At 73.9% G+C, this 20122-nt stretch carries 18 protein-coding genes; 8 read left to right on the top strand and 10 right to left on the bottom strand.

What is annotated here, in order from left to right; genetic code table 11:
• Positions 1–212: 212 nt before the first annotated feature.
• From IG02_RS43730 to IG02_RS0131120, 5 genes are all read right to left on the bottom strand, one after another.
• Positions 213–320: a putative leader peptide gene (locus IG02_RS43730; protein ID WP_324604758.1), complete on the bottom strand. Its 108-nt coding sequence runs from the start codon at positions 318–320 to the stop codon at positions 213–215.
• Positions 321–662: 342 nt separating this feature from the next.
• Positions 663–1412, bottom strand: coding sequence for a DUF2993 domain-containing protein (locus IG02_RS0131135; RefSeq protein WP_030755436.1), 750 nt, complete (start codon positions 1410–1412; stop codon positions 663–665).
• 244 nt (positions 1413–1656) lie between these two features.
• Positions 1657–3018 carry a hypothetical protein gene (locus IG02_RS0131130; RefSeq protein ID WP_030755433.1) on the bottom strand — a complete coding sequence of 454 codons (1362 nt, stop codon included), beginning with the start codon at positions 3016–3018 and terminating at the stop codon, positions 1657–1659.
• A gap of 10 nt (positions 3019–3028) precedes the next feature.
• Positions 3029–3283, bottom strand: a complete 255-nt coding sequence (locus IG02_RS0131125; protein WP_030755431.1) for a MoaD/ThiS family protein — start codon at positions 3281–3283, stop codon at positions 3029–3031.
• 65 nt (positions 3284–3348) lie between these two features.
• Positions 3349–4464 (bottom strand): alpha/beta hydrolase family protein, encoded by a 1116-nt coding sequence (locus tag IG02_RS0131120; RefSeq protein ID WP_030755429.1) that lies wholly within the window; start codon positions 4462–4464, stop codon positions 3349–3351.
• A gap of 215 nt (positions 4465–4679) precedes the next feature.
• On the opposite strand from IG02_RS0131120, the gene IG02_RS0131115 reads away from it, so the two are divergent.
• The 6 genes from IG02_RS0131115 to IG02_RS0131090 all read left to right on the top strand — a co-directional run bounded on the left by IG02_RS0131115 (position 4680) and on the right by IG02_RS0131090 (position 10523).
• The gene (locus IG02_RS0131115; RefSeq protein ID WP_051765942.1) at positions 4680–5507 is read left to right on the top strand and encodes a response regulator transcription factor; all 828 of its coding nucleotides are present in this window, start codon (positions 4680–4682) and stop codon (positions 5505–5507) included.
• Between the two features lie 237 nt (positions 5508–5744).
• A complete protein-coding gene (locus tag IG02_RS0131110; protein WP_030755424.1) occupies positions 5745–6767 on the top strand; it encodes a LacI family DNA-binding transcriptional regulator in 1023 nt (340 codons plus the stop codon).
• A gap of 120 nt (positions 6768–6887) precedes the next feature.
• Positions 6888–8015 carry a S1C family serine protease gene (locus IG02_RS0131105; protein WP_078854970.1) on the top strand — a complete coding sequence of 376 codons (1128 nt, stop codon included), beginning with the start codon at positions 6888–6890 and terminating at the stop codon, positions 8013–8015.
• Positions 8016–8116: 101 nt separating this feature from the next.
• The gene (locus IG02_RS41820; RefSeq protein WP_158712402.1) at positions 8117–8278 is read left to right on the top strand and encodes a hypothetical protein; all 162 of its coding nucleotides are present in this window, start codon (positions 8117–8119) and stop codon (positions 8276–8278) included.
• A 77-nt stretch (positions 8279–8355) separates the two neighbouring features.
• Positions 8356–9111 (top strand): response regulator transcription factor, encoded by a 756-nt coding sequence (locus tag IG02_RS0131095; protein WP_030755417.1) that lies wholly within the window; start codon positions 8356–8358, stop codon positions 9109–9111.
• On the top strand, positions 9108–10523 hold the full coding sequence (locus tag IG02_RS0131090; RefSeq protein WP_030755414.1) for a sensor histidine kinase: 1416 nt from the start codon (positions 9108–9110) through the stop codon (positions 10521–10523). The genes IG02_RS0131095 and IG02_RS0131090 overlap by 4 nt, the downstream gene beginning before the upstream one ends.
• Positions 10524–10539: 16 nt before the next feature.
• On the opposite strand, the gene IG02_RS0131085 is transcribed toward IG02_RS0131090, so the two are convergent.
• The 4 genes from IG02_RS0131085 to IG02_RS0131070 form a co-directional block, all read right to left on the bottom strand.
• Positions 10540–11802 carry a DUF2993 domain-containing protein gene (locus tag IG02_RS0131085; protein ID WP_051765940.1) on the bottom strand — a complete coding sequence of 421 codons (1263 nt, stop codon included), beginning with the start codon at positions 11800–11802 and terminating at the stop codon, positions 10540–10542.
• A gap of 162 nt (positions 11803–11964) precedes the next feature.
• A complete protein-coding gene (locus IG02_RS0131080) occupies positions 11965–12873 on the bottom strand; it encodes a phosphatidylinositol-specific phospholipase C (protein ID WP_030755408.1) in 909 nt (302 codons plus the stop codon).
• A 140-nt stretch (positions 12874–13013) separates the two neighbouring features.
• A complete protein-coding gene (locus IG02_RS0131075; RefSeq protein ID WP_030755405.1) occupies positions 13014–13661 on the bottom strand; it encodes a response regulator in 648 nt (215 codons plus the stop codon).
• Positions 13652–14872: a sensor histidine kinase gene (locus tag IG02_RS0131070; RefSeq protein ID WP_030755402.1), complete on the bottom strand. Its 1221-nt coding sequence runs from the start codon at positions 14870–14872 to the stop codon at positions 13652–13654. Before IG02_RS0131070 ends, IG02_RS0131075 begins: the two co-directional genes overlap by 10 nt.
• Before the next feature lie 259 nt (positions 14873–15131).
• Between IG02_RS0131070 and IG02_RS0131065 the strand changes: the two genes are divergently transcribed.
• Together IG02_RS0131065 and IG02_RS0131060 are read left to right on the top strand one after the other, a co-directional pair.
• A complete protein-coding gene (locus tag IG02_RS0131065; RefSeq protein ID WP_234314977.1) occupies positions 15132–16739 on the top strand; it encodes a serine hydrolase domain-containing protein in 1608 nt (535 codons plus the stop codon).
• Positions 16740–16983: 244 nt separating this feature from the next.
• A complete protein-coding gene (locus tag IG02_RS0131060; protein ID WP_234314978.1) occupies positions 16984–18507 on the top strand; it encodes a N,N-dimethylformamidase beta subunit family domain-containing protein in 1524 nt (507 codons plus the stop codon).
• Between the two features lie 131 nt (positions 18508–18638).
• Here IG02_RS0131060 and IG02_RS0131055 read toward each other — a convergent pair whose 3' ends face one another.
• On the bottom strand, positions 18639–19976 hold the full coding sequence (locus IG02_RS0131055; RefSeq protein ID WP_037804773.1) for an MDR family MFS transporter: 1338 nt from the start codon (positions 19974–19976) through the stop codon (positions 18639–18641).
• Positions 19977–20122 lie beyond the last annotated feature (146 nt).

Here is a 20122-nt window from a genome sequence, read left to right as displayed (position 1 = left end):
GGGGGGGTGGGGGGGGGGGTGGGGGGGGGGGGGGGGGGGGGGGGGGGGGGCCTCCGGGCACGGGGTGTGGCCCTGGGCGCGGCCCCGCGTACGGGGCGGACGCGGCCCGCCGTGCGGCCCCGAGCCGTGCGGCGTGTGCCGTGGTACGTGCTCGAAGGGCCGCGGAATCGGAATGAGGGCCGACGGGGAAGGCGGGACGCGTACGGTCCCGCTCAGACGGTGCGACAGAGCATGGCGGCCACGCGGCACAGGTCTACTGCCCGCCGCTTGGTGAGGTCCGCCTGTCCCCGCTGCCGGAGACCGCTGATGAAGCACTGCATGGGTCCGATCGTAGGGACGTCCTGGTCGCCGTGTCACCGGTGCCTCGCATGATGAGATGCCATCGTCCGTTATGTGAGACATGGCCGTCGCCGTACGGGCGGGGCGGGGCGGCGCGCGACCGGGCGGGCCCGCGTCGGCCGCTTCGCATCTACGGAGCGGACACCGGCGTCTCACGATCCGGCTACCCGCTGCCGGGGACGCGCCAAACCACGCTGCGTCCGGGCGGGGGCGGTACGCGCGGCCGGGGGCGGTACGCGCGGCCGGGGGCGGTGCGGCCGGGCGGTTCGTCCGCGTCGGCTACGGGGTCCCCGTCGGCTACGGTTCGTCCGAACCGGGGGCGGTCAGCCCGCCAGGGAGACGTTCGTTCCCGCGCCCGAGAAGCGCAGGCCGTCCTCCGTCGCCGTGACCTGGTCCAGCTTGATGGTGGACGGCAGACCGTCGATCTTGAGGTCGTAGTCGACGGCGTCGCGGATCTGGTCCTCCAGGCCGGGGATCGGCACCGTGGGGAGGTCGGCGGAGCGCAGCCGGACGGTGTCGCCGTTCACCAGCGACACCGTGCTGTACGCGCTCGCCGTTTTGTCTCCCAGCAGCGCCTTGACGGGCTCCGGGACCGAGATGCCCGCGCCCTCCAGGACGTCGGCCAGCCGGCCGGTCAGCTTGACCTGGCCCTTGGCGGCCCGTTCGGCGCCCGCGTAGCCGATGGTGGAGCCCTTCGGCGCGGACTTCGCGAGGTCCGCGTAGGAGATGTGGGCGGAGCCGGTGGCCCGCGCGGCCGTCGCGGCGGAGAAGCTGCTGTTGAACGTGACGTCCCTGAGTTCGGCCTTGACCTCCGTCACCTGGACCGCGTGGCCGTCCGCCGACGCGCTGACGCCGTCGAGGCTGATGTCCACCTCGTCCAGCGAGGTCGCCAGCACCTGGGTGAGGAACGGGAAGCCCTTGATGGAGACCTCGGGGGTCGAGTTCAGGCCCTGGCTCGACTTGACCCGGTCGGCGATCTCGCCCTCGGCGAAGTACACCGCCGCGCGGTCGGCGGCGGTGAACAGGCCGCCCAGGATCACGACGAGTATCAGCAGTATTCGCAGTGCGCGCATGGACCGGTGTCTCCCGTGGTGGTTCCTGGTCTTGGGCCGTTGGGCCGTTGGGTCGTTGGGCCGTTGGGTCGTTTCGTTCCTGGCTGCTCGTTTTCCGCGGATGTCCGAAGTGGATCGACCGTGAGCGTACGCCGACTGGAACCGCTTGTACCGGAAAGACCGACGTTCGCCGGGGACGTACGGTTCCCGGCGGACGCGAGGCGTTCGCCGGGCTCGTCGGACCGGGGTCGTCGGACCGGGCCCGTCAGATCAGCGCCCGCCCCAGCAGGTAGACGGCGGGCGCGGCGGCCGTGAGCGGCAGGGCGACCCCGGCGGTCATGTGGACGAAGCGGGACGGGTAGTCGTAACTCGCCGCCCGCAGCCCGGTCAGCGCGCACACCCCGGCGCCGAGCCCGAGCAGCGCGCCCCCGGCGCCCAGGGCGGTCTGTCCGCCGACCGCGATCCCCGCCCCGGCCGCCGCCAGCAGCGCGGCCACGAGGGAGACGGCGCCCGGCAGCGGCAGCGCACGGGCCACCGTCGCGGCGGCGACGGCGATCGCGCCGACGCCCACCGCCGCCGGCGAGGCGGCGAGGTGGCCCGCCGCGAGGATCGTGAGCGCGGCCGACGAGACGGTGGCCATCAGGCCCTCCATCCGCTCGTCGGCGCCCGCGCGGCTGCGCAGCTGCAGGACGACGGTGAGCAGCACCCAGACACCGAGCGTGCCGGTGAGCGCGGCGACCGCGTTGCCCTCGCCCGCCGCCAGCAGGGCGACATCGGCGGTGATCCCGCCGAGGAAGGCGAGCGCGATGCCCTGCCGGGCCGGCCACATGCCGTTCAGCCGGAACCAGCCGGCCGCCGTGACCGCCTGGAGCAGGACGACCGGGACGAGCAGCGCGTACTGACCGAGGGCCGCGCCGCCGGCCATCAGCAGGCCGAGCACGGCGGTCAGCCCGGCCGGCTGGATGCCCGGCGGGATGATCGGGGAACGGCCCTCGGCCCGGGCGCGCTGGGCGTCGGTGAGCCGGGGGCTGCCCAGGGTGGTGGGGGTCCCGTAACCGGGGGTGCCGAGGGGCGCGCCGGGCTCCGGAGCGGAGGCACCGGCGGACCCGGTGGTACGGGCGGGCCCGGCAGGGGCGGTGCCCGGTGTCTCCGGCGGCAGCGGGCGGGCGTACGGGTTCTGCGTCGGCAGGTACGCGGTGTCCGCGGCGGCGGACGCGGAGACGGGCGCCGAGGCGGAAGACGCGTAAGACGCCGAAGCGGCGGAGGCGGACGGGGCGGCCTGCTGTGGGTACGCGGGTGCCTGGTTCGGGTACGCGGGCGCCTGCGCCTGGGGCTGCGACTGGAGTTGCTGTTGCTGTTGCTGTGCGGGCGCGTTCGCCTGCCATCCCACGTGCGGCTGGTACTGCGTGTCCCAGGTCTGGCCTTCCCAGGTCTGCGCGGAGCCCTGGTCCTGGCCCCCGGCCGCCTGGTCCGGCTCGGCCCAGCCTCGAGGAGCACCGAACTGTCCCTGCGGCTGCGCCTGGCCCGGAGGCTGCCCCTGCCGGCCCTGGCCCTGCGCGTCGTGCCGCTGCCCGTACGGATCGGGGTCGCCGTACCGGCCGTACGGGTACTGCTGGTCGTCGCTCATGTCTGTGGGGTCACCCTCCTGCGAACGGCGGGAGCACCTCGACCGTGCCGCCCTCGGCAAGCCGTACGGTCTCATGCCCGCGGGTCCCCACGGGGTCACCGTCGACGAGAAAGGAACATCTCAGCAGTACGCGGACCAGCTCGCCCGGGTGCCTGCGCCGCGCGTCGGCGAGCGCGTCGGCCAGGGTCTCCGCCGCGTACGGCTCCTCCGCCACACCCGCGGCGGCCTTGGCCGCGGCCCAGTAGCGGATAGTGCCCGCCGCCATGGCGCAACTCCTTTCGTCGGCCTCCATCATGGCCGACGCCCGCGGCGGCGCGGCGCCGGGCCCGGTCAGGGCGCGGGCGGCGCCACCAGCCAGGCCGCCAGCCGCGTGAGCAGGTCCTCGTCCGCCGCGTTCTCGGCATGGCCCATCCCGCGCTCCAGCCACAGCTCCGCCGACGGGCCGCTCCCGCCGCTCCGCGCCGCCGCTGCCGCCGCGAGCATGCGCGGATGGTCCAGCGGGAAGTACGGGTCCCGGTCGCCGTGCACGATCAGCAGGGGCGTCGGGGCGATCAGCGGTACCGACTCGACGGGGGAGAGCGGCACCGGGTCCCAGTCCCGGTCGTGGATGCGCGTGCGCAGCCCGTACCGGCCGACCAGCCGTCCCACGGGCCGGGTCGCCACCCAGTGCAGGCGCCGCATCGGAGCCGTACCCCGGTAGTACCAACGGGCCGGGGCGCTGACGGCGGCCACCGCGTCGGTACGGGCGTCGCGGGCGTCGCGGGCGTCGCGGGCATCGGTACGGGCGTCGGCACGACCGGGGGGCCGCGCGTCGGTCCGGGCCGCGGGCCGTGCATCGATGCGCCCCCCGTGCGCCGCCGCGTGCCGCAGGACCACGGAGCCGCCCATCGAGAAGCCGACGGTCACCACGCGCGCGTGCCCGAGTGCGCGGGCCCATTCGACGGCGGACGCCAGATCGAGCACCTCGCGGTCACCGAGTGTGGAGCGGCCACCCGAACGGCCGTGTCCGCGGAACGAGAAGGTGATCACCGCCGCGTGCCGCCGGAAAACACCGGCCGCACGCCGCACGGCCGGCCTGTCGGCCGAACCGGTGAAACCGTGGGCGAGCACGATCGCGGTCCCGCCGGCCCGCTCGTCGGGCGCCGGACCGGGGGACCGGACGTCCGGCGGCAGGTGCGGCGGCAGGTGCGGCGGCACGCGCGGCGGGACGCCCTGCGGGACGGCGGCCGGTGCGGGGTCCGGCGCCGAGTCCGGCGCGGAGACCTGTACGACGGCCGGTCCGGCAGCCGGGAGGTCCCGCCGGAAACCCGCCGTACACGGCTCGTACACCGCCTCGATGCCCACACCGTCGGCCGTTCTGAGCCATGTGCGCCGGGCGTCCGACGGCCCGCGCGGGCCCGGCGGGAGCGATCGTTCGCGGGATTGACCCTCTGTCTCGGCGCACATCTGGGTTATTCTGCTGTGAAGAGGATCCGGGCGACGCAGCCACCGGGTCCTTTTGTGTTTCCGGTCTGTTGTTACAGACAGATGACGTGACACAGAAAGCAGTGCCGCATACGTCCTCGCAGGGACCGAGGAGGAACCGACGTAATGGGCAAGCGAACCGTGTACGACCACATCACCCACATCTCCGCCACGGCGATCGAAGCAGGTGGGCGGCGATGAGTTCTCTGCTGCTCCTGACGAACGCCCTCCAGCCCTCGACGGAGGTGCTGCCGGCCCTCGGGCTGCTGCTCCACAACGTCCGGGTGGCTCCGGCCGAAGGGCCCGCGCTCGTCGACACCCCCGGTGCCGATGTCATCCTGATCGACGGCCGGCGCGACCTGCCGCAGGTGCGGTCGCTGTGCCAGCTGCTGCGCTCCACCGGCCCCGGCTGTCCGCTGGTCCTCGTCGTGACGGAGGGCGGCCTCGCCGCCGTCACCGCCGACTGGGGCATCGACGACGTGCTGCTCGACACGGCCGGTCCGGCCGAGGTCGAGGCGCGGCTGCGGCTGGCGATGGGCCGCCAGCAGATCTCGACCGACGACTCCCCGATGGAGATCCGCAACGGTGACCTGTCGGTGGACGAGGCGACGTACAGCGCGAAGCTGAAGGGGCGGGTCCTGGACCTGACCTTCAAGGAGTTCGAACTGCTCAAATACCTCGCCCAGCACCCGGGCCGGGTCTTCACCCGCGCCCAGCTCCTCCAGGAGGTCTGGGGGTACGACTACTTCGGCGGTACGCGGACGGTGGACGTCCACGTACGGCGGCTGCGCGCCAAGCTGGGCCCCGAGCACGAGTCGCTGATCGGGACCGTACGGAACGTGGGATACCGCTTCGTCGCCCCGGAGAAGGTCGAGCGCGAGGCGAGCGAGGCGAAGGCGCAGGCCGCCGCGGCCGGAAAGGCCGGTACGGCGGGCACGGCCGGTACGGCGACGGGGGCCACGGGCGGGGCGACGAACGCCCCGCACCTGGCCGAGACGGGACCGGGTGGACCGAAGAGCAGGTGACGGCGTGACGGCGGCGGGCGCGGCGGGCTGACGGCGGGCTGACCGTAAAGCCCCGTACGAGGTGCGTGGACCGGCTTTCCCCGGGGTTGCCCCGGAGCGTCCCGGGGCGTCCGGTGGCGTCCGCGGGTCTCCCCGGGCCCGCGGGGCCGGTCCCGGCCGCGCCGCCGGTTCCGCCGCGCACGAGAACCTTCGGTACGGCCTGCCGGGACGCAGGTCACCCCGCGTAGACTGCCGCGCGTGGCCAAGGTGACGCGGGACGATGTGGCACGACTGGCGGGTACGTCGACCGCGGTCGTCAGCTACGTCATCAACAACGGACCCAGGCCGGTCGCCCCGGCCACGCGCGAGCGGGTGGTCGCCGCGATCAAGGAACTGGGCTACCGGCCCGACCGGGTCGCCCAGGCGATGGCCTCACGGCGGACCGACCTCATAGGGATGGTCGTGCCGGACGCCCGGCAGCCGTTCTTCGCGGAGATGGCCCACGCGGTCGAACAGGCCGCGGCCGAGCGCGGCAAGATGGTCCTCGTCGGCAACTCCGACTACCGGGACGAGCGCGAGGTCCACTACCTGCGGGCGTTCCTCGGGATGCGGGTCTCCGGACTGATCCTGGTCAGCCAGGGACCGAGCGAGCGCGCGGCGGCCGAGATCGAGGCGTGGGACGCCCGGGTGGTGCTGCTGCACGAGCGGCCCGAGGCGATCGACGACGTGGCGGTCGTCACGGACGACATCGGCGGTGCCCAGCTCGCCACCCGCCATCTGCTGGAGCACGGCCATCCGTATGTGGCCTGCCTCGGCGGCGTCGAGTCCACGCCGTCCGTGGGCGACCCGGTGACCGACCATGTCGAGGGCTGGCGGCGGGCGATGCTGGAGTCCGGGCGCTCGGTGGAGGGGCGGCTGTTCCAGGCCCCGTACAACCGCTACGACGCCTACCGGGTCGCGCTGGACCTGCTGGCGGGCCCCGACCGGCCCCCGGCGATCTTCTGCTCCACCGACGACCAGGCGATCGGGGTGCTGCGGGCGGCCCGCGAGCTGCGGCTGGACGTCCCCGGCGAACTGGCGGTGGCGGGCTTCGACGACGTCAAGGAGGCGGGCCTCACCGATCCGCCGCTGACGACGGTCTTCTCCGACCGGCCGGCGATGGCGCGGGCGGCGGTGGACCTGGTGCTGGACGAGGGGCTCCGGGTGGCGGGATCGCGGCGGGAACGGGTGAAGCAGTTCCCGTCGGCGCTGATCGTGCGGCGTTCGTGCGGGTGCGAGTAGCCCGGCGGGCCACGTCCTCCTACCGTCGCGCCACGTCTTTATATCGGGCATACGAGCTTCTGTCGGGCTTCTCAGGACCTCCTCAGCCTGTTCTCATCTGCGGCGCCGACAGTCATACACATGACCGACCACGACCGCCGTCACGGCGCTGAAGGCAGCGATGAGCAGCACCCCGGCCAGGGGTTCCGGAGTCAGGGCCCGGCGTACCCGCCGCCGCCCCCGTACGGTCCGTCCTTCCACCAGGACCAGGCACAGGGCGAGCCGTGGGGCCCGGCTCACGGCCAGGCCCACGACCAGGCCCACGATCAGTTCCACGGGCAGGCATACGCTCGGGCCGCCGCGCCGGCACCGGCGCCCGCGCCCCGGGCCAAGCGGCCCGTCGCGCTGCTCGCGGCCGTGGCGATAGTCGCCGCGATGATCGGTGGTGGCACGGCGGCGTTCGTCGGCCGGTACACGGACGGCGGCGCGAGCGGCGGCACCACGACGGTCAGCGGGACGACCGTCGCGCAGAGCAGCAAGGGCACCGTCGCCGGGGTCGCCCAGGCGGTCTCCCCGGCCATCGTCGAGATCGGCGCGACGTCCGACAGCGGTCAGGCCACCGGTTCCGGCGTGATCATCACCTCGGACGGTGAGATCGTCACCAACAACCACGTCGTCGCGGGCGCCTCCGCCGTCAAGGTCCGGCTGAGCGACGGCAGGACGTACACCGCGCGGACCGTCGGCACGGACCCCGACAAGGACCTCGCGCTCATCAGGCTCGACGGGGCGAGCGGTCTCAAGGCGGCCTCGCTCGGCGACTCCGGCCAGGTCAAGGTCGGTGACGAGGTGGTGGCGATCGGTTCGCCCGAGGGCCTGACCGGCACGGTCACCAGCGGCATCATCTCCGCGCTCGACCGCGACGTCACCGTGGCCAAGGACCAGGGCCAGGGGCAGCAGCGGCAGCAGCAGGGCGGGGGCGGCTGGCCGTTCGAGTTCGGCGGGCAGGAGTTCAACGGCGACACCGGCTCCTCGAAGACCACGTACAAGGCGCTCCAGACCGACGCCTCGCTCAACCCGGGCAACTCCGGGGGTGCCCTGATCAATATGAGCGGCCAGATCATCGGCATCAACTCCGCGATGTACGCGCCGAGTTCCTCGGCCGCGGGCGGCGACTCCGGCGCGGGCAGCGTCGGTCTGGGCTTCGCGATCCCGGTCAACACCGTCAAGGCGGACCTCGACAACCTGCGCGGCGGCGGCAGCGGCGGCTGACGGCACGTACGGCTCACGGCGAGTACGGCTGACGGGCACGTACGGAAGGCAGGCGCGGGAGGCACGTACGGGGGCACGTACGGAAAGCAGGAGCGAACACCATGACCGGTACCCGGAACAGCGGCGGCACCCGCCCCGTGGGCCCCGCCGACCTGGCGCTGCCGCTCGCCCTCGTCCATGATCTCGTCCAGGCCGCCGCACACGGACCGGGCGCGGCCGGGAAGCGCGGCGGACGCCGTCGCTCCCGGCGCGTGCGACGCTGAGAGCAGCCGTGCGTTCCCCGGCCCCGACCGACGAGAACCGACGAGAACCGACGAGAACGGACGAGGTGGACAGCGACATGAGTCCCGCCGAAGGCGATCCCCAGCGGATTCTGATCGTCGACGACGAGCCCGCCGTACGCGAGGCCCTGCAGCGGAGCCTCGCCTTCGACGGATACGGGACCGCCGTCGCCGTCGACGGGATCGACGCGCTCACCAAGGCCGAGACCTACGCCCCGGACCTGATCGTCCTGGACATCCAGATGCCGAGGATGGACGGGCTGACCGCCGCCCGCCGGCTGCGGGCCTCCGGGTCCAAGGTGCCCATCCTGATGCTGACCGCCCGGGACACCGTCGGCGACCGGGTTACGGGCCTGGACGCGGGCGCGGACGACTACCTGGTCAAACCCTTCGAGCTGGACGAACTGTTCGCGCGGATCCGCGCGCTGCTGCGGCGCAGTTCGTACGCCTCGCCCGTCACCGGCGACGGGCAGGCGGACGACGTGCTCGCCTTCGCCGACCTGCGGATGGACCTCACGACGCGCGAGGTCATGCGCGGCAACCGGCGGGTGGAGCTGACCCGTACGGAGTTCACGCTGCTGGAGATGTTCCTCGCGCATCCGCGTCAGGTGCTGACCAGGGAGCAGATCCTGAAAGCCGTCTGGGGCTTCGACTTCGAGCCGAGCTCCAACTCCCTCGACGTGTACGTGATGTACCTGCGCCGGAAGACGGAGAGCGGCGGGGAGCCGCGACTCGTCCACACGGTCCGGGGTGTGGGCTACGCCCTGCGCGCGGACGGCACGGCGGGCACGGTGGGCGCGGGCGGTCCGGCGTGACCGGTCCCGTCGACCGGTTCCGGGCCCTGCCCCTGCGCTCCCGGCTCGCGCTGCTGGTCGCCGCCGCGGTGGCGATCGCGGTCGCGACGGCGGCCGTCGCCTGCTGGCTGCTGACCCGTACCCAGCTGGAGAGCGAGCTGGACAACTCCCTCCAGAACACGAGCGCGCCCCAGGGCACCGTGGAGCAGGCGATCGACAACTGCCGGCGGGGCGTGAACCCCGCCGATTCCGCCGTGCCCGGCTTCGCCTACATCCAGGTGGTGGACGCGACCGGCAGCCGCTGCGTGGCGACGAGTTCGGAGCCGGTGAAGGTCCAGCCGCAGGACATCGCGGTCGCACGGGGCTCCGCGCACGAGAGCCTGCACGACAGCGCGACGGACAACGGCGCCAAGGTCCGGGTGCACACCGAGCCCGTGCCCCTCCAGCCGGGGCTCGCCGTCTCCGTGGCCCGCCCGCTCGGCGAGATCGACACCTCGCTGAACCGGCTCGCCCTGCTGCTCGCCGCCGTCGCCGGCATGGGGGTCATCGGGGCGGGCGCGGCGGGGCTGTGGATCGCGCGGGCCGGACTGCGGCCGGTGGACGGCCTGACCCGGGCGGTCGAGCACGTCGCCCAGACCGAGGACCTCACCGTCCGCATCCCCGTGGAGGGCGAGGACGAGATCGCCCGGCTGTCCCGTTCCTTCAACTCGATGACCGCCGCGCTCGCGTCCTCCCGGGACCGGCAGGCCCAGCTGATCGCGGACGCGGGGCACGAGCTGCGGACGCCGCTGACCTCGCTCCGCACGAACATAGAGCTGCTGGCCCGCAGCGAGGAGACCGGCCGGGCGATCCCGGCCGACGACCGCAAGGCGCTCATGGCGTCCGTCACGGCGCAGATGACCGAGCTGGCGGCCCTGATCGGGGACCTCCAGGAGCTGTCCCGCCCGGACGCGGCGGGCCCGGGCCCGCTCCAGGTCGTCGCGCTGCACGACATCATGGGCACCGCGCTGGACCGCGCGCGGCTGCGCGGCCCGGACCTGACGTTCGGCGCCGAGCTGAGCCCCTGGTACGTACGGGCCGAGCCGGCGGCCCTGGAGCGGGCGCTGGTCAACGTCCTCGACAACGCGGTGAAGTTCAGCCCGTCCGGGGGCACCGTCGAGGTGCGCCTGAGCCCGTACGGCGAGCTGACCGTACGCGATCACGGCCCGGGCATCCCGCCGGACGAACTGCCGCACGTCTTCGAACGCTTCTGGCGCTCCCCGACGGCGCGCGCGCTGCCCGGCTCGGGGCTCGGCCTGTCGATCGTGGCGCGTACGGTCCAGTGGTCCGGCGGCGAGATCGCCCTGCGTCCGGCGGAGGGCGGCGGCACGGTCGCGGTGATCCGCATCCCGGGCGCGCCGACACCGCCACCGGGGACACCGGAGGTGCCGTAGCCGTAACGGCCGGGGCTCAGCCGTTCCCGCCGATCTCCAGCCCGGAGCCCACCAGCTCCGCCCTGATGCCCTCCCGCTCCACCCGGATGTCACGCAGCCGCACGTCGCCCGGGGTCCTCGGCAACTCGAAGGAGAGTGACAGCCGGTCGGACAGCTCCGGGGGCCGGAGGTTCAGCACCGCGTCGACCAGGGCGGGATCGACCCCCGCCTTCTTCATGATCCGCGGGTTGGCCGCGACCACGTCCACCAGGTTGACGTTCATCAACTGCCGGACGAACCCGGGCCTCCCGGTGAACCGGGCCAGTTCGTCCTCGCCGCGCAGGGCCCGTCGCACCTGTTCCTCCGGCACGCCGAGTGCCTTCACGACGGCGGGCACCTGGAGCATCGCGCGCGCCTGGTCCTTCGACCTCGCGATCGCCGAGGCCGTCTCGGGGGCGAGCCGCAGTCCCGAGTGGGCGCGGTCCTTTCCCGGGCGGTACGTGGCCACGCCGGGGATGTCGAGCCGTATGCCGTCCACGGTGGTGGCCACCGACCGGCCGCCCTCGTTCGCGATGTGCGCCCGTGCGCGCAGGCGCAGGTCGTGGCCCGCGACGGGCAGCGAGCCCGCGATGTGTACGGAGTCCGGACCGGCATCGGTGAACTTCACCTGGGAGGCGCCGAGTTCGCGGCCCAGGTCGTCGAACGAGAGCAGTACGTCCCCGTCCAGCCGGCCGACGACGGCGCCCTGGAGGGAGTCGGGCAGACTGCCCTCGACGCGGATGTCACGGGCGGTGGCGCGCACCTCGTCCAGCGAGACGCGGCCGGCGGGGACGTCGGGGACGGTGACGTCGACCCGGTCCAGCCGCTTGGCGGCGACCTGGGTGAGGAAGGGGAACCCGTGGATGTCCACGTCCGGCCGGGTCGCGAGGCCGAGCGACTGCTGGAGCTTGTCGGCGGCCTTCTCCTGCGCGTACATCGCGGCGGCCCGGTCGGCGAGCAGCAGGAAAGCGGCGCCGACGACGAGCGTCAGCGTCAGCTTCACCGCCAGGGACAGCGAGCCGAAGCGGCTGCGGCCCCGGTGGTCGGGCGGTGACCAGGCGTCCGCCGGGTCGTCGTCCCGGTCGGACGCGATGCCCGGGCCGGTCCCGGCGGGGTCGTGCGCGCGGGCGGGCGTGGCGGCGGGGTCCAGCGGGTCGCGGTCCCGGGAGACTTCCGCGACGTCGTACTCGGGTGGGGCGAGTCGGGCGAGTTCGTCATAGGGGTTCGGTGCTTGCCGGGGTATGCGTGTGGGGGGTCGCATCACTTCATCCCACCACGCGTGCCCGGTGCACACGCAAGCTTCACCGGCGGGATAACGGTGGTTTTGCAGGAATTCGCGCGCCGTTCAGGTGTCGTTTCCCACTCCGGGGGCGGCGGAAGGCGCGGCGCGGGGAGCCACCGCCGCCCCCGGAGCGGGCGGGTGTCAGCCGTTGTGCCGGATCAGTGACTCGACCAGCCCGGCCCGGGTGGCGGGGAAGTCCAGCGGTACGATCCCCAGCCCGCGCCAGCCGCTCGCCTCGGAGCCGTCGAGCAGGCCGTGCACCTGGGGGTTGAGCCGGTCGGAGTTCCAGCGGGGCGGCAGCAGCGCGGCCGTGCTCACGTAGTTCACGTACAGCTTGCCCGGCTCCCGCACCGCCTTGCGGAACTGCGCCTGGATCTTGGGCCATTTGGCGCCGGGCTCCGCCTGGTAGTCGTCCTGGATGTCGAACAGGGCGGCGTCCCCGTACCGTACGCCGGGCAGTCCGCCGTTGTCGGCGAGCAGGACGACCCGCCCGCGCGCCTGGCCGAGGGGGGGCAGGCCCCCGTCGAGCCGGAAGAGCGAGCGCCAGCCCTTGCCGTCGAGGTAGGTGTCGAAGATCGCCCGGAAGTCGGCGTCACTGACCTCCGAGTACTCCTGCTTGACCCGCATCAGCACAGTCTCGGAGGGGTGGGCCTGGAGGAACGACCGGCAGGCGCCGAGGACGTCGTCGAAGTTCAGGTGTTGGTAGAAGGCGGCGTGGTGGATGGTGAACGCGCCCTCGAACGCCCGGCAGCGTATGTCGAGGAACCGGATGCCGCTGTTCAGCTGGTCGGCTATCCGGGTGTTCTGGCAGGCGACCCAGAGCCCGCCTTCCTGGGCGCCGGAGTTGTGGGTGCCGGGGATGGTCAGCGTCCGCAGGGCGGTGGAGTCGGCGAAGGCGCCCATCCAGTCCTGCGTGCCCAGCGCGCGGGCGGGCGCGGCGACGGCCGGTGCGGCACCGCCGGCGAGGGCGGCGGTGGCGGAGACGGCGAGGGTGCCGGTGAGGAAGGCGCGGCGGGAGGGACGCGTGCGCGGCGGGCGAGGGGATGTCATATGAGGTGCCTCCGTGGGCTGGTGGGGACAGCGGCCTTGGGGAGTATGACCTGAACACGTCACGGAGGGAATGGTCTGTACCGCTGACCCCGGTGACTCCGCCGCCCCGGTGCCCCCGGTGACTCCGCCGCGGCGTCGGCTCAGGCGCGGAGGTAGGTCAGCACGGCGAGCACGCGGCGGTGTCCCTGGCCGTCGATGTGGAGTTCCAGCTTCTGGAGGATGCTGCTGACGTGCTTGTTGACCGCCGCCTCGGTGACGAACAGCTCGCGCGCGATGGCCGCGTTGGCCCGGCCCTCGGCCATCAGGGCGAGCACCTCGCGCTCGCGCGGCGTGAGCCGCCGGAGAGGGTCGCGGCGGCGGTTGAGGAGCTGCCGGACCACCTCCGGGTCCACGACCGTCGCGCCCGCCGCGACCCGGGCGACCGCCTCGGCGAACTCGCCGACGGCGCTGACGCGGTCCTTGAGCAGATAGCCGACCCCGGTGTCGCTGCCCAGGTCGAGCAGGTGGGCGGCGTACGACTGCTCGATGTACTGGCTGAGCACCAGGACCGGCAGGTCCGGGTGTTCCCGGCGCAGGGCGACGGCGGCACGCAGTCCGTCGTCGGTGTGGTCCGGCGGCATCCGGACGTCGGTGACGACGATGTCGGGGGCGTGTTCCCGGACCGCGGCCACCAGGGTCACCGCGTCGCCGACGGCGGCCGGCACCCGGTGGCCGAACCGGGTGAGCACGCCGACCAGGCCGTCCCGCATCAGCGGCGAGTCCTCGGCGACGACGACGGTCAGTGGCACGGCAGCTCCACATGCAGGAGGGTGGGCCCGCCCGGCGGGCTGGACAGCCGGAGTCTGCCGTCCGCCGCGGCGACGCGGTCGGCCAGGCCGGTCAGGCCCGTGCCCGCCTCCGGGGCGGCGCCGCCGACGCCGTCGTCCTTGACGTACAGGGTGAGGACGTCGGTGTGCAGGCGGGCGTGCACCTCGGCGCGGGTCGCCGCGCTGTGCTTGACGGCGTTGGTGAGGGCTTCGGCGACCACGTAGTACGCGGTGGTCTCCACCGCGACGGGCACCCGGCCGGGCAGCCGGACGTCGACCGCGACGGGCAGGACGGAGCGGGCCGCGAGGTTCTCGACCGCCGCGGGCAGACCGTGGTCGGTGAGGGCCTTCGGATGGACACCCTGAGCGATCTCGCGCAACTCCTCGACGGCGAGCGTCACTTGCTCCTGGGCCTCGGCGAGCCCCCTGGCCGGCGGCGAGCCTGGCTCCGCGTCCAGCAGGGCCAGGCCGAGCCGCACGTTGAGGGAGACCAGCCGCTGCTGCGCACCGTCGTGCAGGTCCCGCTCGATCCGGCGTCGCTCCGCGTCGAAAGCGTCGACCAGCCGGGCCCGGGACGCCCGTACGTCGGTGAGCCGGCGGCCCAGTTCGCTGTCGCGCGGGGCCAGCATGAGACGCGTGACGGCGGCCCTGGCACCGGCCCAGGCGGTGACGGTGTACGGGGCGGCGGCCAGCAGGCACAGGCCGACGACCGTCAGGGGCCAGGCGCCGGGATCGTCGGCCGGCGACATCATCACCAGCACCGGGACGACCAGCGCGAAACCGAGGACGAGCACGTCCAGCCACCACAGGGCGGTCGCGGACACCGCGGTGAACCCCAGCTCGCGCCAGGTCGCCGGCTCCCGCAGCCGTACGTGGAGCCAGCCGCGCAGCCCCGGGCGCTCGGGCGGCCGGTGCGGGTCCGGCACCGGGTCCAGGTCCACCAGGCGCAGCCGCCACCGTTCGAAGCGGGTGACGGCGATGCCGGACAGCGCCACACCGAGCAGCAGCACCGCCCCCACCACCACGATCAGCGAGACGATCCCCGCGGCCAGCGTGAGCACCAGGACGACCGTGGTGACGGCGCCGAAGGCGGCCCCGGACAGCAGGTACGCGAAGGACCGCCAGGGCCAGGCCGAGGCGAGGACTCTCAACGGGTTCTGGCCCAGCGCCTGCCAGGCGGTCCGATGCCGCACCCGTCGAGACTAACGAGGGACGAACTCGCGAGCGGTAGTGCGGGCACTACCTCCGGACTCCTCCGTACGCCAATGCGCCGGAGCGGGGCGGCCCGGTGCACTGGGCGGCATGAAGACGCTCACCGTCCACACCGGCGCCGGTCGCGGGTCCTGTCGCGGACCTCGTGGACCTCGTCGCGGGTTCCCTCGCGGGTTCCGTCGCGGGTTCCGTCGCGGGTTTCGTCGTGGGCCGGGGATCCTGGCCGTCGCGCTCGCCATCGTGGCGGCCACGCCGGCCCCCGCTCAGGCCGCCCAGACCGTTCAGGCCGCGCCGCTCCCGGCCCAGGCGGCGCCGGCCGCGCTGTCCCCGGTACGGGACGCGTCGCGCGCCGCCGTACCGTACGCCGCAGCACCGCATGCCGCTGCGTCGCGCGCCGCCGCCCCGGACCCGGCCTCGATCGACCGTTTCGTACGCGACTACCTGGAGCGGACGGGTCTGCCGGGCGCGGCGGTCACCGTCACCCGGGGCGACCGGGTCGTCCACGCCGCCGGATACGGGCACACCGCGTCCGGGCGGGCCATGACCGCGGACACGCGCGTTCCCGTGGCGTCGCTGTCGAAGGCCATGACCGCGCTCGCCGTCATGCGGCTGGTCGAGGCGGGCAGGGTCGACCTGGACCAGCCGGTGCGCCGCTACCTGCCCGAGTTCACCCTGTCCGACCGGCGCGCGGGAGAAATCACCGTACGGCAGGTGCTGACCCAGACCTCCGGCATGGCCGACTCCGCCTACCCGGACCTGACCCGCCCCCAGCCGCACACCCTCGAAGAGGCGGTCGCCGCGATGCGGGGAGCGCCCCTGGCCGCCGCGCCCGGCACCGTGTACCGATACCACAACCCCAACTACTTCGTCGCGGCCCGCCTGGTCGAGGTCGTCGGCGGACGGCCCTTCGCCGACTACCTGTCCGCCGAGGTCTTCCGGCCGCTCGGCATGGAGCACACGACCTCCGTCGACACCACGGACGAGATGCCGGAGCAGGCCCGCGGCTACGTCCGCGCCTACGGCACGGTGTTCTCCCGCCCCCACCCCCGCTGGTTCGCCGCCGGCAGCCATGGCGTCGTCACCACCGCCGCCGACCTCTCCCGGTGGCTGGTCGCCCAGAACAACCAGGGGGTCTCGGCCGACGGCCGCCGTATCGCCACCGCACGCACGATCGACCTCACCCACACCCCGCCCGGAACGCCGAAGGGCGGCGACTACGCGATGGGCTGGCGGGCGGCCCGGCAGGACGACGGACACCTGGAGATCCAGCACACCGGCGAACTGCTGACCCACAACTCCATGACGACCCTGCTGCCCGACAGCGGGATCGGCATCGCGGTCGTCACCAACACCGGCATGATCTCCGGAGACGACGCCCCGCAGCTCGTACAGGGCCTCGTCGAACTCGCCCGGGGCGGGAATCCCGAAGTGGCCGAGCCCTTCTCGATGACCGCCGACCGGGTGCTCGCGGCGTTCACCCTGCTGGCGGCCGGCCTCGGTGTCCGCGGGGTCCTGCGCGCCCGCCGGTGGGCGCGGAACGCCGCGCGGCGACCGTGCTGGCGCGTGGTGCCGCGCCTGCTGCCGTACGCCCTCCCGGTGCTCTTCTTCACTCAAATCGCCACCGTGCTGGGCCTGTTGCTGAACCGCACGGGAACCCTGGCGCAGGCCGCCTACGCCTGGCCCGCCCTGATCGTCTGCGCGGGCGCGGGGGCGCTGGCCTCCGTGGCCGTGGTCACCGCCCGGCTTCTCGCTGCCCTGACCGCCCCCGCCGCCCCGGCCGGGCGCCGGGCCGCGCGCGTTCGGCCGCTCATCGGTCGCCCGGACGCGGACGGCGCACCACGATCGTAGCGACGGCACATCGTAGCGACGGCACATGGCGGTGCCGGCGCGGACAGCGGGCGGGCGCACACGGGACGGACGGGCGGATCCGGTGGACGAGCACATCAAGGGCGCGGCGGGCGCGGCGGGCACGGCGGGCCCCGGGGCACCGGGCGAAGGCGGTGAGCCCGGCGACGGTCCGCCCGGCCCGGACCGCCGGCACTTCCTCGGCTCCGCCATCGGCATCGGTGTGGGAGCCGCCGTGGGAAGCGCCATGGGAGCCGCCGTGGCCGGCTGTTCCGCCGAACGCCGCTCCCCCGGCGCGGCATCCCGTACCGCGGACGCCGATCCCACGGCCACCGACCCCACCGCCGCCGACGCCGAGCGCGACCGGTCCGGCAGCCCCGACTGGCGTATCCGCTCGGTGGGCCCGCAGGAGGCGGTGCAGGGCTTCACGGACAAGGTGAGCGTGCTGCCGGGGGAGGAGTTCGGGCTGTACGTCTCGACCACCGCGCCCGGCTTCCGCGTCAGCGCGTACCGGATCGGCTGGTACGACGGGCACCGGGCCCGGCTGGTCTGGCGCTCGGAGCGGGTGCGCGGCCGGGTCCAGCGCGGCCCGCGCATGGTCGTCGCCACCCGCACGGCGCGGGCCGACTGGGACCGCACGCTCGGCGTCCGTACCGACGGCTGGCCCGAAGGCGCCTATCTGCTCCGGCTGGACGCCGAGAACGGGCATCAGCGCTACATCCCCCTGATCGTCCGTTCCGCGAGCGCCAAGGGCCGGACGCTGCTCGTCCACGCGCCAGCGACCTGGCAGGCGTACAACAAGTGGGGCGGCTACAGCCTCTACGAGGACGAGAACGGCGGCTACGGCTACCGCTCCCTGGCGGTGACCTTCGACCGGCCCTACGACGGCAACGGGGCCGAGAAGTTCCTGGTCTACGAACGCGCCCTGGTGGTCCTCGCGGAACGGCTGGGCATCCCGCTCGCGTACACCACGGGCATGGACGTCCACCGCGCCCCCGCCGTGCTGCGCGGCGCGGTGACGGCGGTCTCGCTGGGCCACGACGAGTACTGGACGCCGGAGCAGCGCCGCCACTTCACCGAGGCCCGGGACGCGGGCACCAACCTGGCCTTCCTCGGGGCGAACACCTGCTTCCGCCGGATCAGGCTGGAGGACGGCGGGCGCTCCCGCACGTCCGCCGCGCCGCGCACGGTGGTCTGCTACAAGACCTCCTACCGGGACGATCCGTACCTGAAGGACCACCCCGAGATGGCCACCACCGACTTCCGCCAGGGCCCGGGCGCGGACCCCGAGTCCGCCCTGACCGGCGTGCTGTACGAGGGGTACCCGACGGACGCGCCCTATGTCGTCCACGCCGCCGGCCACTGGCTGTTCGAGGGGACGCGGGTGAAGCGGGGCGACGCCTTCGACCACCTGGTCGGGGTGGAGTACGACCGGGTCACGCCGGGGACGTCCGCGCCCGAGCCGATCGAGATCGTCGCCCACTCGCCGCTGGTCTGCGACGGGCGGCGCAGTCACGCCGACTCCGCGTACTACACCGTGCCCGGCGGGGCGGGCGTGTTCGCCTCCGGCACGATGCGCTGGGTGGAGGGCCTGATGGCGGGGACCCGGGAGAACGGCCGCAACCACGGCCTGGACGCCCGTACCGGCGCCTTCGTCACCCGTACGACGGAGAACCTGCTCCGCGCCTTCGCCGCCGGACCGGCGGCGCGGACGAGGCCGGCGCCGAGGGACAACGTGCGGGAGGTGTACGGAAAGGCCCGGCCGGCCTGACCGTTGCGCCCCCTGTGGGCGGGGTGCGCAACGGTCGGGTCGCCGGGGCCGACAGTGGTCCGACAGGCGGTCAGCAGGGCAGCCGGCAAGGCGGTCAACGGGCGGTCAACGGGCGCTCAGCGGACGGGCGGTCACGTTTGGGCGTGGTCCGCGCGGGCCGCGCGGACCGCACCGCTCGCGGCGGTCGCGGCGGTCGCGGCTTCCTCGGGCAGGGCACGCTCCCCGCCCCGCGCACCGTCCAGGGCCGCCTTCCGCTCGTCGGGCAGACCGCGCATCAGCAGCCAGTACCCGGAGCCCGCCGCCGTGCCCAGGACCGCGCAGGCCGCCCACAGCCACGCGGCACCGAACCGGTCGATGACGAAGCCCGACATCAGCGGCGCCACCAGGCTCGCGACCGCCCAGGAGGTGGTGTACACGCCCTGGTAGCGGCCCCGGCCCTGGGTGGGGGAGAGGCGTACGACCAGAATCGTCTGCGTCGGCGCGTTGACGATCTCCGCCAGGGTCCAGACGACGATCGTCAGCGCGTACACGGCGAGCGACCCGGCGAACGCGGTCAGCCCGAAGCCGTACCCCGCCAGCACCGACGAGACGATCAGCAGCCGGCGCGGGTCGCGGTGCTGGATGAAGCGGGTGACCGGGATCTGCATGACCACGATCAGGAGTCCGTTGACGGCGATGGCGGCGCCGAACTCCGCGCTGGTGAACCCGTCCGCGCCCATCGCCACCGGCAGGCCGACGTACGCCTGCTGGAAGATCAGCGCGACGACGAAGGACAGGCCGACGACACCCATGAAGCGGCCGTCGCGCAGGACGGTCCCGAGTCCGGCCTCGGGGCCGGCACCCTTCCCGGCCCCCGTTCCGCCGGGGGCCTCGCCGGCGGTCTCGCGCTCCGGCCGCGACTCCGGCAGCTTCAGGTAGACCAGCACCGCGCACACCAGCGTGAGCGCCGCCTCGCCCAGGAAGCCCGCCAGATAGCTGTACTGCGCGATGAAGCCCGCGCCGGCCGAGGAGATCGCGAAGCCGAGGTTGATCGCCCAGTAGTTGATCGAGAACGCCCGCACCCGGTCCTCGGGCCTGACGATGTCGGCCATCATCGCCTGCACGGCGGGGCGCGACGCGCTCGAGGCCATCCCCACCAGGAACGCCACCCCCGCGATCGCCAGCGGATCCCGCATGAAGCCGAGCAGCGCCACCGAGACGGCCGTGGCCGACTGCGCGATCAGCAGCGTGGGCCGGCGGCCCAGCCGGTCGGTCATCACGCCGGCCCCGAGCGAGGAGATGACCCCGCCCAGCCCGTGCAGCGAGGCCACCAGACCCGCGTACGCGGCGGAGTAGCCCCGGTCGAGGGTGAGGTAGAGGGCCATGAACGTGGCGACGAAGGCGCCCAGCCGGTTGACCAGGGTGCTGGTCCACAGCCACCAGAACGCCCGGGGCAGCCCCGAGACGCTCTCCCGCACCGCCCGTCCCATTGCGCCCGCTGACACGCTGATGGACATAGGAATCCCCCCGGGACGGCTGTGAGCTGCGGTGACGGCCGACCGGACGGCGTTCCGGAGCAGCCACCGGAAACGTACGTACGGCCGGTTTCGCAGCGCCACCGAATTGACGGCGATCG

Source organism: Streptomyces sp. NRRL F-5135, assembly GCF_000719775.1.
Lineage (GTDB): Bacteria > Actinomycetota > Actinomycetes > Streptomycetales > Streptomycetaceae > Streptomyces > Streptomyces hebeiensis.
Note: the sequence above shows the minus strand (reverse complement) of the source record. Positions and strands in the feature narration are given on the sequence as shown.